Origin of the sequence: Streptomyces sp. SLBN-118 (assembly GCF_006715635.1) — a bacterium.
Taxonomy (GTDB): domain Bacteria; phylum Actinomycetota; class Actinomycetes; order Streptomycetales; family Streptomycetaceae; genus Streptomyces.
Genome location: NZ_VFNP01000001.1, coordinates 3,885,290 through 3,899,352, shown reverse-complemented (window position 1 = coordinate 3,899,352; position 14,063 = coordinate 3,885,290). Strand labels below are relative to the sequence as shown.

Annotated in this window: 12 protein-coding genes; 4 read left to right on the top strand and 8 right to left on the bottom strand. The window is 66.9% G+C overall.

Going from position 1 to position 14,063, the window contains the following annotated elements:
• Positions 1 to 63 precede the first annotated feature (63 nt).
• Positions 64 to 1,434, bottom strand: a complete 1,371-nt coding sequence (locus FBY35_RS17855) for a serine hydrolase (RefSeq protein WP_142214747.1) — start codon at positions 1,432 to 1,434, stop codon at positions 64 to 66.
• A 40-nt stretch (positions 1,435 to 1,474) separates the two neighbouring features.
• Positions 1,475 to 2,941 carry a replicative DNA helicase gene (dnaB, locus tag FBY35_RS17850; RefSeq protein ID WP_186357001.1) on the bottom strand — a complete coding sequence of 489 codons (1,467 nt, stop codon included), beginning with the start codon at positions 2,939 to 2,941 and terminating at the stop codon, positions 1,475 to 1,477.
• Positions 2,942 to 3,385: 444 nt separating this feature from the next.
• Between dnaB and FBY35_RS17840 the strand changes: the two genes are divergently transcribed.
• Positions 3,386 to 4,723, top strand: a complete 1,338-nt coding sequence (locus FBY35_RS17840) for an MATE family efflux transporter (RefSeq protein WP_142214745.1) — start codon at positions 3,386 to 3,388, stop codon at positions 4,721 to 4,723.
• A gap of 135 nt (positions 4,724 to 4,858) precedes the next feature.
• On the opposite strand, the gene rplI is transcribed toward FBY35_RS17840, so the two are convergent.
• The 4 genes from rplI to rpsF all read right to left on the bottom strand — a co-directional run bounded on the left by rplI (position 4,859) and on the right by rpsF (position 6,561).
• Entirely contained in the window at positions 4,859 to 5,305 is a 447-nt protein-coding gene (gene rplI / locus FBY35_RS17835) for a 50S ribosomal protein L9 (protein ID WP_142214744.1), read from the bottom strand.
• An 18-nt stretch (positions 5,306 to 5,323) separates the two neighbouring features.
• Positions 5,324 to 5,560 carry a 30S ribosomal protein S18 gene (rpsR, locus tag FBY35_RS17830; RefSeq protein WP_003956534.1) on the bottom strand — a complete coding sequence of 79 codons (237 nt, stop codon included), beginning with the start codon at positions 5,558 to 5,560 and terminating at the stop codon, positions 5,324 to 5,326.
• Between the two features lie 43 nt (positions 5,561 to 5,603).
• Entirely contained in the window at positions 5,604 to 6,197 is a 594-nt protein-coding gene (locus FBY35_RS17825; protein WP_142214743.1) for a single-stranded DNA-binding protein, read from the bottom strand.
• Positions 6,198 to 6,270: 73 nt separating this feature from the next.
• Positions 6,271 to 6,561 carry a 30S ribosomal protein S6 gene (gene rpsF / locus FBY35_RS17820; RefSeq protein WP_004950685.1) on the bottom strand — a complete coding sequence of 97 codons (291 nt, stop codon included), beginning with the start codon at positions 6,559 to 6,561 and terminating at the stop codon, positions 6,271 to 6,273.
• 258 nt (positions 6,562 to 6,819) lie between these two features.
• On the opposite strand from rpsF, the gene FBY35_RS17815 reads away from it, so the two are divergent.
• From FBY35_RS17815 to FBY35_RS17805, 3 genes are all read left to right on the top strand, one after another.
• Positions 6,820 to 7,137 carry a hypothetical protein gene (locus tag FBY35_RS17815; protein ID WP_142214742.1) on the top strand — a complete coding sequence of 106 codons (318 nt, stop codon included), beginning with the start codon at positions 6,820 to 6,822 and terminating at the stop codon, positions 7,135 to 7,137.
• Positions 7,138 to 7,245: 108 nt separating this feature from the next.
• On the top strand, positions 7,246 to 8,364 hold the full coding sequence (locus FBY35_RS17810) for a peptidoglycan bridge formation glycyltransferase FemA/FemB family protein (RefSeq protein WP_142214741.1): 1,119 nt from the start codon (positions 7,246 to 7,248) through the stop codon (positions 8,362 to 8,364).
• Between the two features lie 97 nt (positions 8,365 to 8,461).
• Entirely contained in the window at positions 8,462 to 9,493 is a 1,032-nt protein-coding gene (locus FBY35_RS17805) for an alanine racemase (RefSeq protein ID WP_142214740.1), read from the top strand.
• Positions 9,494 to 9,539: 46 nt separating this feature from the next.
• On the opposite strand, the gene FBY35_RS17800 is transcribed toward FBY35_RS17805, so the two are convergent.
• Positions 9,540 to 11,060: a glycosyltransferase family 87 protein gene (locus FBY35_RS17800; RefSeq protein WP_142214739.1), complete on the bottom strand. Its 1,521-nt coding sequence runs from the start codon at positions 11,058 to 11,060 to the stop codon at positions 9,540 to 9,542.
• 119 nt (positions 11,061 to 11,179) lie between these two features.
• Positions 11,180 to 13,879 (bottom strand): transglycosylase domain-containing protein, encoded by a 2,700-nt coding sequence (locus FBY35_RS17795; protein WP_142214738.1) that lies wholly within the window; start codon positions 13,877 to 13,879, stop codon positions 11,180 to 11,182.
• Between the last annotated feature and the right edge of the window lie 184 nt (positions 13,880 to 14,063).

Sequence of the window (14,063 nt, the reverse complement as noted above, 5' to 3'; positions counted from 1 at the left end):
TGGGTTCAGGCATGGTCCCACTCGCGTTTCACGTGAAACATCAGATCCGTTTCACGCTGTGCGTCAGCGCCAGCCCTCCTCGTCCACTCCACCCGGAATCGCTGCACCCGGCTCATACGGCTCACGTGTGAAGACGAACGAGCCCAGATCGAGATGGCTCACCGGGCCGTCCTCCACCCGCACCACGCGCAAGGTCTCCCCCGCGTAGTAACCGTCGAGTCCGGTCCAGGTACCGTCCCCCTGCGCGGCAAAGCGCGACCCGCGGCCGGTGCCGCCCAGCGGCTGCAGTTCCACGCCTCCGTCGACAAGCAGATGCAGCCCGAAGGACTGAGTCCCCCAGTACCAGGGCCCAGTCAGCTCCAGCAGCGCGTGGTCGACCTCGGGCAGCGGCCGCCAGGGAGCGGGGATGCGCGGTTCGGCCTCGGCCACAATCCGTACGAGATCGGCAGCCACTGCCGAGGCAAGCGGCCCCGACGTGGCGTTGGCGAGCGCGACGGCCGCGATGCCGTCCTCCACGCTTACCCAGAGCCCCGCGAGGAAGCCGGGCAATGAACCCGAGTGCCCGACGAGGGTGCGGCCGTCCTTCCGTACGATCTGCATCCCCAGGCCATAGGTGCTGTCCCACTCCCCGGCCCCGGCCGGGACGGACGGCGTCCTCATCTCCCGCACGGACGCCGCGCTCAGCACACGCTCGTCGCCCTCGGCGAGGAAGGCGGCGAAGCGGCAGAGGTCGGCGGCCGTCGACCAGAGTTGTCCGGCCGGGGCCATCAGACCGAGGTCCTCGACGGGTTCGGGGAGCATCACATCGGCCCAGGGGTGCACCGCCCAGCCACCGGCATGCGGGGCCTCTGGCTGTGGGCTCGTACGGTAGAGGCCGAGCGGTTCGAGGATCTCGCTCCGCAGCACGTCCTCCCAGGATGCCTTCCGTACCGCCTCGATCAGTGAACCCAACACCGTATAGCCGGGGTTGGAGTAGTGGTGACGCCGCCCGGCCGGATGCATCCGCGACTGGTCTCCGAGGACATCGGCGAGTTCGGGGCGCAGCGAGCCGGGCGTGCGCTCCCACCACGGCCCCGGCGTCTCCGCGCTCAGGCCGGCGCTGTGACCGAGGAGCTGAGCGATGGTCACATCCCCGACCCCGGTGCCGGGAAGGTGCTGCTCCAGCGGGTCGTTCAAGTCGAGCAGACCCTCGTCCCGCAGCCTCAGCACCAGGACTGCCGTGAAGGTCTTGGTGATGGAGCCGATGCGGAACTGGGTATCGGCATCCGGCGCATGCCCGTCGACGCAACTACGGGAGCCCGACCACGCGAACTGCCCGTCGCGCTGCACCCCGGCGACAAAGGAGGGCGCGCGACCTTCGGACTGGGCAACGGCGATGCGATGAAGAAGGGCCCGCCGCGTGGCAGGAAGGAGCTCTTCACTGGGGGAGGTCATGAGGCAGGTCTATCCGGGCCGCCTCGTCACGTCGAGCTCATTACGTCTGTGCCATGTCCACGAAGCGGGAGTAGTGCCCCTGGAAGGCGACCGTGATCGTCGCCGTCGGACCGTTACGGTGCTTGGCGACGATCAGGTCCGCCTCGCCCGCGCGCGGAGACTCCTTCTCGTACGCATCCTCGCGGTGCAGCAGGATGACCATGTCGGCATCCTGCTCGATGGAGCCTGATTCACGCAGGTCGGAGACCATCGGCTTCTTGTCCGTACGCTGCTCGGGACCACGGTTCAGCTGCGACAGCGCGATCACCGGGAGCTCCAGCTCCTTCGCCAGAAGCTTGAGATTTCGCGACATGTCAGAAACCTCCTGCTGACGGCTCTCGGCACGCTTCGAACCACCGGACTGCATCAGCTGCAGATAGTCGATGACGACCAGCTTCAGATCATTGCGCTGCTTGAGGCGCCGGCACTTCGCCCGGATCTCCATCATCGAGAGGTTCGGGGAGTCGTCGATATAGAGCGGGGCCTGCGACACATCCGGCATCCGGCGTGCGAGCCGGGTCCAGTCGTCGTCCGTCATCGTTCCCGAGCGCATGTGGTGCAGCGCCACCCGCGCCTCGGCGGACAGCAGACGCATCGCGATCTCGTTGCGACCCATTTCGAGGGAGAAGATCACGCTCGGCAGATTGTTCTTGATGGAACAGGCGCGGGCGAAGTCCAGTGCCAGCGTGGACTTACCCATGGCGGGACGGGCCGCGATGACGATCATCTGGCCCGGGTGAAGGCCATTGGTGAGTGAGTCGAAGTCGGTGAACCCGGTGGGAACACCGGTCATCTCGCCACTGCGTGACCCGATCGCCTCGATCTCGTCGAGCGCGCCCTCCATGATGTCGCCGAGCGGCAGATAGTCCTCACTGGTGCGCTGCTCGGTAACGGCATAGATCTCGGCCTGGGCGGAGTTGACGATCTCGTCGACATCGCCGTCCGCCGCGTAGCCCATCTGCGTGATCTTGGTGCCTGCCTCGACGAGGCGACGCAGCACCGCACGCTCATGGACGATCTCCGCGTAATACGAGGCGTTGGCCGCGGTCGGGACCGACTGGACCAGGGTGTGCAAGTACGGAGCACCACCGACCCTGGTGATTTCGCCACGCTTGACCAGTTCGGCAGCAACGGTGATGGGGTCGGCCGGCTCGCCCTTGGCATAGAGGTCGAGGATCGCCGTATAGACGGTCTCGTGAGCGGGCCGGTAGAAGTCATGACCCTTGATGATCTCCACGACATCGGCGATGGCGTCCTTGGAGAGGAGCATGCCGCCGAGGACGGACTGCTCGGCGTCCAGGTCCTGCGGAGGCACTCGCTCGAAGCCGGGCAAGCCACCGTCCCAGCCGCCGGTGTCCCTGCCACGCTCGTGCTGGTCCTCGCGGCCGGCACGGCTTTCGCTGCGGCGCTGTCGGGAGACGGGAAGGCGGTCGCTGGGACCGCCGTCGGCTGCCCAGGGGTCGTCCAAGGGCTCGGAAATGCTCACCCGGGCCACCTCCCTCCCGTCCGCCCCGCGGACCTCGCCGTGCCAACTCTTTCTACGGCACGACACTGACAAAACGAACGGCCAGACTCCGCTTCGGGCGCGTCGGGCGACGGTCCACGGTAGGCCCGCCGGCACCGTCAGCCAATCTGGTTATCCACAGGCCGTGTGGACGAAGGTCCAGATGCTGTGGAGAACTCTCCGGAACCTGTGCACGGACCGGGGGACAGCTCTGTGGACAAAGTCGAAGGCATCCCGCCACACATGCTCTGACCTGGCACTTTTCCGTCCACCGGCTGTGGGGGAGAAAAACTTTCCCGACTGGGCCAAGATCAGAACAAAGGGCACACAGCCGAGCCCGCGCCTTGACCATCAGTAAGGACTGCAAACCATTTGCATCTCTTACCTGTGGAAGATTAGATTGCTGCCATGACTCAGGCTCCGGCGGCAACGAAGGCTCTCCGGCGACGCCACGACCGAGAGATCGTCGCGCTCGCCCTTCCCGCCTTCGGCGCCCTCGTCGCCGAGCCGCTCTTCGTGATGGTCGACAGCGCCATCGTCGGCCATCTCGGCACCCCGCAACTCGCCGGCCTGGGAGTCGCGGCGGCACTTCTGATGACCTCCGTGAGCGTCTTCGTCTTCCTCGCCTACGCCACCACGGCCGCTGTCGCCCGCCGCGTGGGCGCGGGCGATCTCGCCGCCGCCATACGCCAGGGGATGGACGGCATCTGGCTCGCGCTGCTCCTCGGCGTCGCCGTTGTCGCCGTCACCCTGCCCACGGCGCCCTGGCTCGTCCAGGCCTTCGGGGCCTCCGACACCGCCGCCCCGTACGCCACCACCTACCTCCGGATCTCCAGTTTCGGCATCCCCGCGATGCTGATGGTGCTGGCCGCCACCGGAGTACTGCGCGGCCTCCAGGACACCCGGACCCCGCTGTACGTAGCCATCGGCGGCTTCACCCTCAACGCGGCGCTCAACGTGGGACTCGTCTACGGCGCCGGCCTCGGCATCGCAGGCTCCGCCTGGGGCACCGTCATCGCACAGGCCGCCATGGCTGCCGCCTACCTGACCGTCGTTATACGAGGAGCCCGGCGCCACGGCGCCTCGCTGAGCCCCGATGCCGCGGGCATACGAGCCAGCGCCCAGGCCGGCGTCCCCCTCCTTGTCCGCACCCTCTCGCTGCGTGCCGTCCTGATGATCGCCACCGCCGTGGCCGCCCGCCTCGGGGACACCGAAATCGCGGCCCACCAGATCGTTCTGTCCCTGTGGAGCCTGATGGCTTTCGCGCTCGATGCGATCGCCATCGCCGGACAGGCGATCATCGGCCGATATCTCGGGGCGGGCGACGCCGAGGGCGCCCGTCAGGCCTGCCGCCGCATGGTGCAGTGGGGCATCGCGTCCGGTGTGGTGCTCGCCATCCTGGTGGTGGCATCCCGGCCCCTCCTCATCCCGCTGTTCAGCAGCGACTCGGCCGTGCACGAGACCCTTCTCCCGGCCCTGCTGGTCGTTGCCGTCTCCCAGCCGATCGCGGGCGTGGTCTTTGTCCTCGACGGCGTACTGATGGGAGCGGGCGACGGCCCCTACCTGGCCGGGGCGATGCTCCTGACCCTGGCGGTCTTCGCGCCGGTCGCGCTGCTCATTCCCACGCTGGGCGGCGGCCTGACTGCCCTGTGGTGGGCCATGACGCTGATGATGACGGTCCGCATGCTGACGCTCTGGCTGCGAGCGCGCTCCGGCCGGTGGATCGTCACCGGCGCGACCCGCTGAGCCGCGACCCGTGAGCGTCGATGTTTCACGTGAAACCCAATGGACGTGAAACACGGTGAAACGTGACGACGGCACAGCAGAAGGGCTGCACCCCACGGGGTACAGCCCTTCGTACTACATCAGCCGAGCGCAGCGTTACGCGGCGACGACCTCGACGCCCAGCTTCGCGGCAACCTCGGGGTGCAGACGCACGGACACCTGGTGCGAGCCCAGGGTCTTGATCGGCGAACCGAGCTCAACGCGACGCTTGTCGACGTCCGGGCCACCGGCGGTCTTGATCGCCGAGGCGATGTCGGCCGGGGTGACGGAGCCGAAGAGACGGCCGGCGTCGCCGGAGCGAACGGCCAGACGCACCTTCACGGCCTCGAGCCGGGCCTTGATCTCATTGGCCTGCTCGATCGTCGCGATCTCGTGGATCTTGCGGGCGCGGCGGATCTGCGCCACGTCCTTCTCGCCACCCTTGGTCCAGCGGATCGCGAAACCACGCGGGACCAGGTAGTTGCGAGCGTAACCGTCCTTGACGTCGACGACGTCGCCGGCAGCACCGAGGCCAGAGACCTCGTGGGTGAGGATGATCTTCATGATTCGGTCACCATCCCCTTATCGCGCGGTGGACGTGTAGGGCAGCAGCGCCATCTCACGGCTGTTCTTCACGGCCGTGGCGACGTCACGCTGGTGCTGCGTGCAGTTGCCGGTAACGCGGCGGGCACGGATCTTGCCGCGGTCGGAAATGAACTTCCGCAGCATGTTCGTGTCCTTGTAGTCCACGTATACGGTCTTGTCCTTGCAGAAAGCGCAGACCTTCTTCTTAGGCTTGCGCACAGGCGGCTTCGCCATGGTGTATCTCCTGTGTGATCAAGAAGTGGGGTACGAGCAGCCCTTAGAAGGGAGGCTCGTCCGAGTAGCCGCCGCCGGAACCGCCGGAACTTCCGCCCCAGCCGCCCCCACTGCCCTGCTGCTGGCCGCCGCCGGCCGGCGCGCTGGTGGCCCAGGGATCGTCGGCGGGTGCACCGCCGCCGCCCTGCTGCTGGCCACCGCCACTGGGACCGCCGCCCCAGTTGCCGCCACCCTGCTGCTGACCGCCGCCGTAGCCACCCTGGCCACCGCGACCGGTGGTCTTGGTGACCTTGGCCGTGGCGTTCTTGAGGCTGGGGCCGACTTCCTCGACGTCCAGTTCATAGACCGTGCGCTTGACGCCCTCGCGGTCCTCGTAGGACCGCTGCTTCAGCCGGCCCTGCACGACAACGCGCATGCCTCGCTGGAGCGACTCGGCGACGTTCTCCGCCGCCTGACGCCAGACCGAGCAGGTCAGGAAGAGGCTTTCGCCGTCCTTCCACTCATTGGTCTGACGGTCGAAGGTGCGGGGAGTGGACGCGACGCGGAACTTCGCGACCGCCGCACCGGACGGGGTGAAGCGCAGCTCGGGGTCGTCGACGAGATTGCCGACGACCGTGATGACGGTCTCGCCTGCCATGGGTGAACCTCTCGGCGGGATTGCTGCTGGCTGCTTGCTGCTACTCGAACCCGATGACCTCTGAGCTAGATGCTCAGTGGGTCTCGGGACGGAGGACCTTGGTCCGGAGGACCGACTCGTTCAGGTTCATCTGGCGGTCGAGCTCCTTGACGACCGCAGGCTCGGCCTGCAGGTCGATGACCGAGTAGATGCCCTCGGGCTTCTTCTTGATCTCGTAAGCGAGACGACGACGGCCCCAGGTGTCGACCTTCTCAACCTTTCCGTTGCCCTCACGGACGACGGAGAGGAAGTTCTCGATCAGCGGGGAGACTGCGCGCTCCTCGAGATCGGGGTCGAGGATGACCATCACTTCGTAGTGACGCATGTGGAACCCACCTCCTTTGGACTCAGCGGCCACGGTCGTTCCGTGGCAGGAGGGTCGTGATGCGTAAGCAACGGTAGCCGCCGCCACTGACAATCCCGGGGGATCGTCCCTGGCTCAGGCAGACACCGGTGCAGACCGTTCAGAGTACCCGCAGACGTGCTTCCGGTTGAAATCCGGTGCTCACGGGCCGCACCCTGTACGCATCGGGTGTGCGCGGCGTCACAGTGTGCCGCGTTCCGGACCGCCAGGAGGTGCTTCATGGCACAAACAATGCGACCGAACCCCACGGGCTCTCTCTTCGCCACGGACGGCAAGCCCCATCCGCTCCAGGACACCCTGATGGTGGTGACCCTGGTGCTGGGCGCGATTTCATTCACGACCGCCCAGTTCGACAACCTTCACATCCTCAGCTCGTGGTCCGGTCTCATCGGAATTCTCGCGGGCGCGTACGGCCAGTTCATCTCGGCCACGACCCGTGAACGCTTCCTCCTGATTCTCGGACTCGGCGCCTCCGCCTTCGGCTTCTACCTCGGCATGGCAGACGGCGGGCTCTTTGGTGGCTTGATCGGCTACTAGCCCCGTTCTCCCACGGCAACGCGGGGCGTTCTCACGGCCCAGTAGGCTTCGGCGCGAGAGCCGGAGCCCCTGAACCCATGGGGACACACCTGCCGAGGAGCGCCCCGCATGAGCCTGACCCTGAGGACCATCAGCCGAGAGCAGCATCTGGCGTACATCCAGACCCTGCCCTCGGCAAGTCATTGCCAGGTCCCGGCATGGGCTGATGTGAAGACCGAATGGCGGTCGGAGAACCTGGGCTGGTTCGACAGGAGCGGTGAACTGGTGGGCGTGGGCCTGGTGTTGTACCGCCAGCTGCCCAAGATCAAGCGCTATCTCGCGTATCTGCCCGAGGGCCCGGTGATCAATTGGTACGCCCCGAACCTGGACGACTGGCTGCAGCCGATGCTCGCCCACCTCAAGCAGCAGGGCGCCTTCTCGGTGAAAATGGGCCCCCCGGTGGTCATCCGCCGCTGGGAGGCACCGGCGATCAAGGCCGGCATCCAGGACCCGGACGTGAAACGCCTGCGCGATGTCGAGGCGACCCACATCGAGCCCCGCGCCTTCGAAGTCGCCGACCGGCTGCGGAAGATGGGCTGGCAGCAGGGCGAGGACGGCGGTGCCGGCTTCGGCGACGTACAACCGCGGTACGTCTATCAGGTGCCGCTGGCGAACCGGTCGCTCGACGACGTCCTCAAGGGCTTCAACCAGCTGTGGCGACGCAACATCAAGAAGGCCGAGAAGGCCGGCGTCGAGGTCGTCCAGGGTGGTTATGACGACCTGGCCGAGTGGCAGAGGCTGTACGAGATCACCGCTGTGCGCGATCACTTCCGGCCGCGCCCGCTCTCGTACTTCCAGCGCATGTGGACCGTCCTGAACAACGAGGACCCCAACCGCATGCGGCTGTACTTCGCGCGGCACGACGGCGTGAACCTGTCCGCGGCCACCATGCTGGTCGTCGGCGGTCATGTCTGGTACTCCTACGGCGCCTCCGACAACATCGGCCGCGAGGTCCGTCCCTCGAACGCGATGCAGTGGCGGATGCTGCGCGACGCCTACGCGATGGGCGCGACCGTCTACGACCTGCGCGGCATCAGCGACTCGCTCGACGAGACCGACCATCTCTTCGGTCTGATCCAGTTCAAGGTCGGCACGGGCGGCGAAGCCGTCGAGTACGTCGGCGAGTGGGACTTCCCGCTCAACAAGCTGCTGCACAAGGCGCTCGACATCTACATGTCCCGACGCTGACGATGCGGCCGACGTCCTCGCGGGCAACGCCGTAATCTCGTAGATCTCGCACATACCTCTGACAGACCGCAGCCACCAGAAAGGTTCCGGGCCGGCCATGGCGCTCTCCCTCTACGTCGATACCGCGCGCTGGCGGGCGCACCAGAAGTCCGTGATCGACCAGTTCCCCGGACTTGTGCCTGTATGCAAGGGCAATGGGTACGGCTTCGGTCACGAGCGGCTCTCTGAGGAGGCCTCCCGCTTCGGCTCCGACATGCTGGCCGTCGGCACCACCTATGAGGCGGCCCGGATCAAGGACTGGTTCAGCGGCGATCTCCTTGTCCTCACGCCCTTCCGCCGGGGTGAGGAACCGGTTCCGCTGCCCGACCGCGTCATCCGTTCCGTCTCCTCGGTCGACGGAGTGCACGCGCTGGTGGGCGCGCGGGTCGTCATCGAGTGCATGAGCTCCATGAAGCGCCACGGCGTCTCCGAAGCGGACCTGGGCCAGCTGCACGCCGCCATAGAGGATGTACGGCTCGAAGGCTTCGCGCTGCATCTGCCGCTGGACCGCACGGACGGCTCCGACGCGGTCGAGGAGGTCATCGGCTGGATGGACCGTCTGCGTGCGGCCCGGCTGCCGCTGCACACCATGTTCGTCAGCCATCTGCGCGCCGAGGAACTGGCCCGGCTCCAGCAGCAGTTCCCGCAGACACGCTTCCGCGCCCGTATCGGCACGCGCCTGTGGCTGGGCGACCACGAGGCGACGGAGTACCGCGGCGCTGTCCTCGACGTCACCCGAGTCTCCAAGGGCGACCGCTTCGGTTACCGCCAGCAGAAGGCGGCATCAGACGGCTGGCTGGTGGTGGTCGCGGGCGGTACCTCCCACGGCGTCGGCCTGGAGGCCCCCAAAGCGCTGCACGGTGTGATGCCGCGCGCCAAGGGCGTCGCCCGAGCGGGCCTCGCGACCGTCAACCGGAACCTTTCGCCCTTCGTATGGGCAGGCAAGCAGCGCTGGTTCGCCGAGCCCCCGCACATGCAGGTCTCGATCCTCTTCGTGCCGGCGGACTCCCAGGAGCCCAACGTGGGCGACGAGCTGGTGGCTCATCTGCGCCACACCACGACGCAGTTCGACCGCCTCGTGGACCGCTAGAGGCTACGAAAGCGGCCGGGGGCCCTCCGGGGCGCCGAGGCCTGCGCTAGGCCGACGGGCGGGCATCCTCGGGCCCCTGGGGCTGCGTTCCCCACTCCACCCGGGGCCCGTCCACCGCATGCGCCGCATGCCGGGGCGGATGGGCCGCCCGTCCCACCACGAAGACGTCCTCAGCCCCGTCGAGTACACCGCCCGACGGGTCGTCCGACCCGTCCTGGCGAACGCCGTCCCGCTCCGGCATCAGGATGTCCCGGACGACGACGGCGCACAGATACAGCGTCCCCAGCAGATGCAGGGCGATCGCCAGCTGGTAGCCCTCCGGCGGCAGCCCCTGGTGCTTGGGGCTCGTGGTGTACGCGAGGTACATCCAGATGCCCACGAAGTACATGACCTCGCACGCCTGCCAGATCAGGAAGTCCCGCCAGCGCGGCCTGGCCAGCGCGGCGAGCGGAATCAGCCACAGTACGTACTGCGGCGAGTAGACCTTGTTCGTGAGGATGAACGCGGCGACGACCAGGAACACGAGCTGCGCGAAGCGTGGCCGCCTGGCCGCGCCGAGCGCAAGCGCCGCGATTCCCGCGCAGGCCAGGAGCATTAGCAGGGTCGCGTAGGTGTTCACCGAATCGACGTCGAGCGGCTCGCCCGTGCGCTGCGTGATGATCAGCCAGAACGAGCCGAAGTCGACCTGCCGCTCCTGACTGAACGTGTAGAACTTCTTCCACCCCTCGGGGGCCATCAGCATCACTGGCAGGTTCACGACCAGCCAAGCGCCTGCCGCGCCGAGCGACGCCATGGCGAACTCCCGCCACTTGCCGGCCCGCCAGCACAGCAGCAGCAGCGGCCCCAGTAGCAGCGCGGGATAGAGCTTGGCAGCGGTCGCCAGCCCGATGAGGATACCGAAGGCCAGAGCCCGGCCACGAGACCACATCAGCATCGCGGCGGCCGTGAGCGCTACCGCCAGCAGGTCCCAGTTGATGGTCGCGGTGAGCGCGAAGGCGGGCGCCAGAGCCAGCAGCAGCGCATCCCAGGGGCGGTGGCGGTGGGTGCGGGCCACACAGACGGCGATGACCGCGGTGCAGATCATCAGCATGCCCGCATTGACCATCCAGTACGTCTGCTCCTGGTTCTGCACGGAGCCGCCGGCCAGATCGAGCCACGAGGCGACCTGCATGAACAGGCCCGTCAGGACGGGGTACTCGAGGTACTGCATGTCGCCTGGCAGCTGGTCGAAGTACGGAATGAGCCCTTCGGAGAAACCGCGCCCCACGTAGAGGTGCGGAATGTCGGAATAGCAGGCGTGCGTGTACTGGGAACTGGCTCCCCTGAACCAGGCCCAGTTGTAACAAGGCATCTTCTGCACCATGCCCAGCGCAAACATCCCGATCGCCACCAGTGCGACGACGCGTACGGGCGTGAACCAGCCGCCGCTGCCGCGCAGGGCGAAGCGGCCCGCCGGACCGCCGATCAGCTCGCTGCCGGAGGCGGCGACGGAGTCCCGCCGCGTGGGCCGTACGTCCGGCCGCTGCGTCCGGTCCTGGTACACGCTCGTCTCTTCTGCGCTGGGCATGCTGCACATCCTGCCGTACGAAGTCGGGGATACGGCGAGGGCCGCCGCCCCCGTGTACGCACATGCTGTGTGTTCCGGGTGCGGCGGCCCTGGCCTCACGGAGGGCTGGTCAGGGGCGGCTACCCCGAGCCTCCGATAAAGCCACCGTTGCCATTGCCGCCGTTGCCGTTGGTGCCCGGCGCTGTTGTCGAAGGACTGATCGTCGGCGTGCTGGTGGGATCGCTCGTACTTCCACCGCTGCCGTTGCCCCCATTGCCCGAGGTACCGCAGGTGAAGTTCTCCCACGGATTGCAGGACTGGCTCGGGCTGGGCCTTCCGGTCGGGAAGCCGGAGGGCGTGTTCGACGGAGTTGAGGACGGGGTGCCGGACGGGGTGGCGGTCGGCGACGGGGGCGGGCTGGAGGCGCCGCCGCCCCAGATTGCCTCACCGTCGATGGGCTCCGGCTCGGGGAAGGTCTTGAACGGCGCGCCCTTGAGTGCATCCGACATGTACGTCTGCCAGATCTCGGACGGGAAGGACGCACCGTGGATCTTGTCCTGACCACCGGTGCCGTACATCTCGAGGAACTTGCGCTTCTTGTTCTTCTCGTTGTCGTCGAGGCGGTACATGTCGATCGCGGTCGACAGCTGCGGCGTGTAGCCCACGAACCAGGCCGACTTGTTGCCGTCGGTCGTACCGGTCTTGCCTGCGACCTGGCGGCCGGGAATCCGGGCGTTCCTACCAGTGCCCTCGGGCTCGTCGACGACGGACCTGAGTACGTCGGTCACATTGCTCGCGACGGCGGTGGAGAAGGCCTGGTTGGGCTTCACCTCGTGCTCGTAGACCTTCCTGCCCTGGTGTTCGACCCTGGTGACAGAGAACGGGTCGTTCTGCTTGCCGTTCGCCGCGAAGGTCGCGTAGGCGCCGGCCATGCGGATGGCACTCGGGGAGGAGATACCGATCGAGAAGGAAGGGACATTCGACTTGTTCAGGCTGGACTCGAGCAGACCCGCGTCGATGGCCGACTGCCTGACGGTCGGGATACCGAGGTCCATGCCCAGCTGCACGAAGGGCGAGTTCGCGGAGTGGACCATGGCCTCACGCAGGTCGATGTCCCCGTACGACTCGCCGCCGTCGTTGGTCTGGAGCCACTCCTTACCTTCCTCGTTGTGCCAGATGGTTCCGTCGTAGTCCTTGATCTTCAGCTTGTTCTTGCCGCTGTACTTGCTCTTGTCGGGGTCGACGATGTGGCGCTCGGACTTGCCCTGCTCCGCTTGCAGCTTGGGGTCGCGCACACCGTCCCGCATGGCCGCGGCCAGGACGAATGGCTTGAAGGTCGATCCGACCTGGGCACCGGTCTCGTTGGCGTTGTTGGTGAAGTGCTTGGTCGCGTCCTCACCGCCGTAGATGGCGACGATCGCTCCGGTCTCCGGATCGACCGAGGCACCACCGAACTGGACATGAGTGTCCGTGTCCGGGCGCTTCTTGGGCTTGATGTTGGCGTCCCGGACCTTCTTGACCGACTCCGCGAGCTTCTTGACCTTGTCCTTGTCGAAGGTCGTGTGGATCGCGTAGCCACCCTGGGAGAGCTTCTTGGCGTCGATGCCCTGGTCGTTGTTGTTGAGGAAGTAGGACTTGGCGATGTCCACCAGATAGCCGATCTGACCACCCAGCTGTGCCTTCTTCGTGATCGGCTTGGGCATCTTGAACTGGGTGAACTTGGCCCGTTCCGCAGCCGGAAGATGACCGTCCTTGACCATCTCATCGAGGATCCAGCTCCACCGTTTGATGACTCTGGCCTTGTTTGCCTCCGGCGTCGCCGCGGGGTCGATATCCGTGGAGCCGGCCGGGTCGTAGTAGGTCGAGCCCTTCAGAAGGGATGCGAGGAAGGCACACTCGCCCGCGTCGAGTTTCTCGGCGTCCTTGCCCCAGTACGTCCGGGCTGCGGCCTGGATTCCGTAAGCGCCGCGTCCGTAGTACGAGGTGTTCAGGTAGCCGTGCATGATGTCCGGCTTGTCAAGCTTTGTGCCCACCTTGATGGAGATGAACAACTCCTTGAACTTACGGCTCAGTGTCTGGGACTGGTCCCCGAGCCGGGCGTTCTTCACATACTGCTGGGTGATCGTGGAGCCACCCTGGGTCTGCCCGCCCGTGGCCATGTTCTTCAGGGCTCGGGCGATGCCCATCGGATCGATGCCTCGGTCGGTCTTGAACGTCTTGTTCTCCGCCGAGATCACCGCGTTCTGCATGTTCTCGGGGATCTGCTCGATCGGGATGATCTGCCGGTTGATCTCACCACCGGTGGCAGCCATCTGCGAGCCGTCTTTGTAGTAGTAGACGTTGTTCTGCGCCGCGGCCGTCTTGTTCGGGTCCGGGATGTCAACCCAGGCGTACGCGATGCTCGCGGCCGCCATCAGGCTTCCGACAAAACCCAGGGTGAGCCCGGTCACCAGCTTCCACGACGGCACCCAGCGCCGCCATCCGTACTTGTTGTGGCGCGGATAGTCGATCAGGCGCTTCTTGGCCGGCCCTCCGCCACGACCGCGGCCCGGGCCGTCATACCCCCCACCGCCTCCGCCGCGGCGCCCGCCGCCCCGGCCTCCGTGACCGGCGCCCGCGCCTTCGTCCACGCGCCTGCGGCTGCCGCCGCGCTGCGCGGCGCGGCGGGCCTCGGCCCGGCTGCCGTACGGACGCTCCTCGCCGTACGAGGCTGAGGGTGATCCCGAACTGGAACCCCGGGACGGGGCTGCGCGGCGGCCAGAAGGCTGCGGGGCAGCGCGCCTGGACCCTGCATGCCCGCCACCCTGCGACTGGGGCGGTTTGCGACGGTGCTCGCTCATCGAACGACTACTCCTCGGGCAGGCGAGACGCCTGGAAGCGGCAGTTGAGTTCCGGTCCCCCCGAAATAAATACGGACCAGCCCCGTAAGGGGCTCATCCGTTGCGCATCCCCGGCGAGGACGCCCACAGGCGTCTCGTGGTTCCCGGTGGACTGCATGGCGCACAGACTACGCACGGTCAAAAC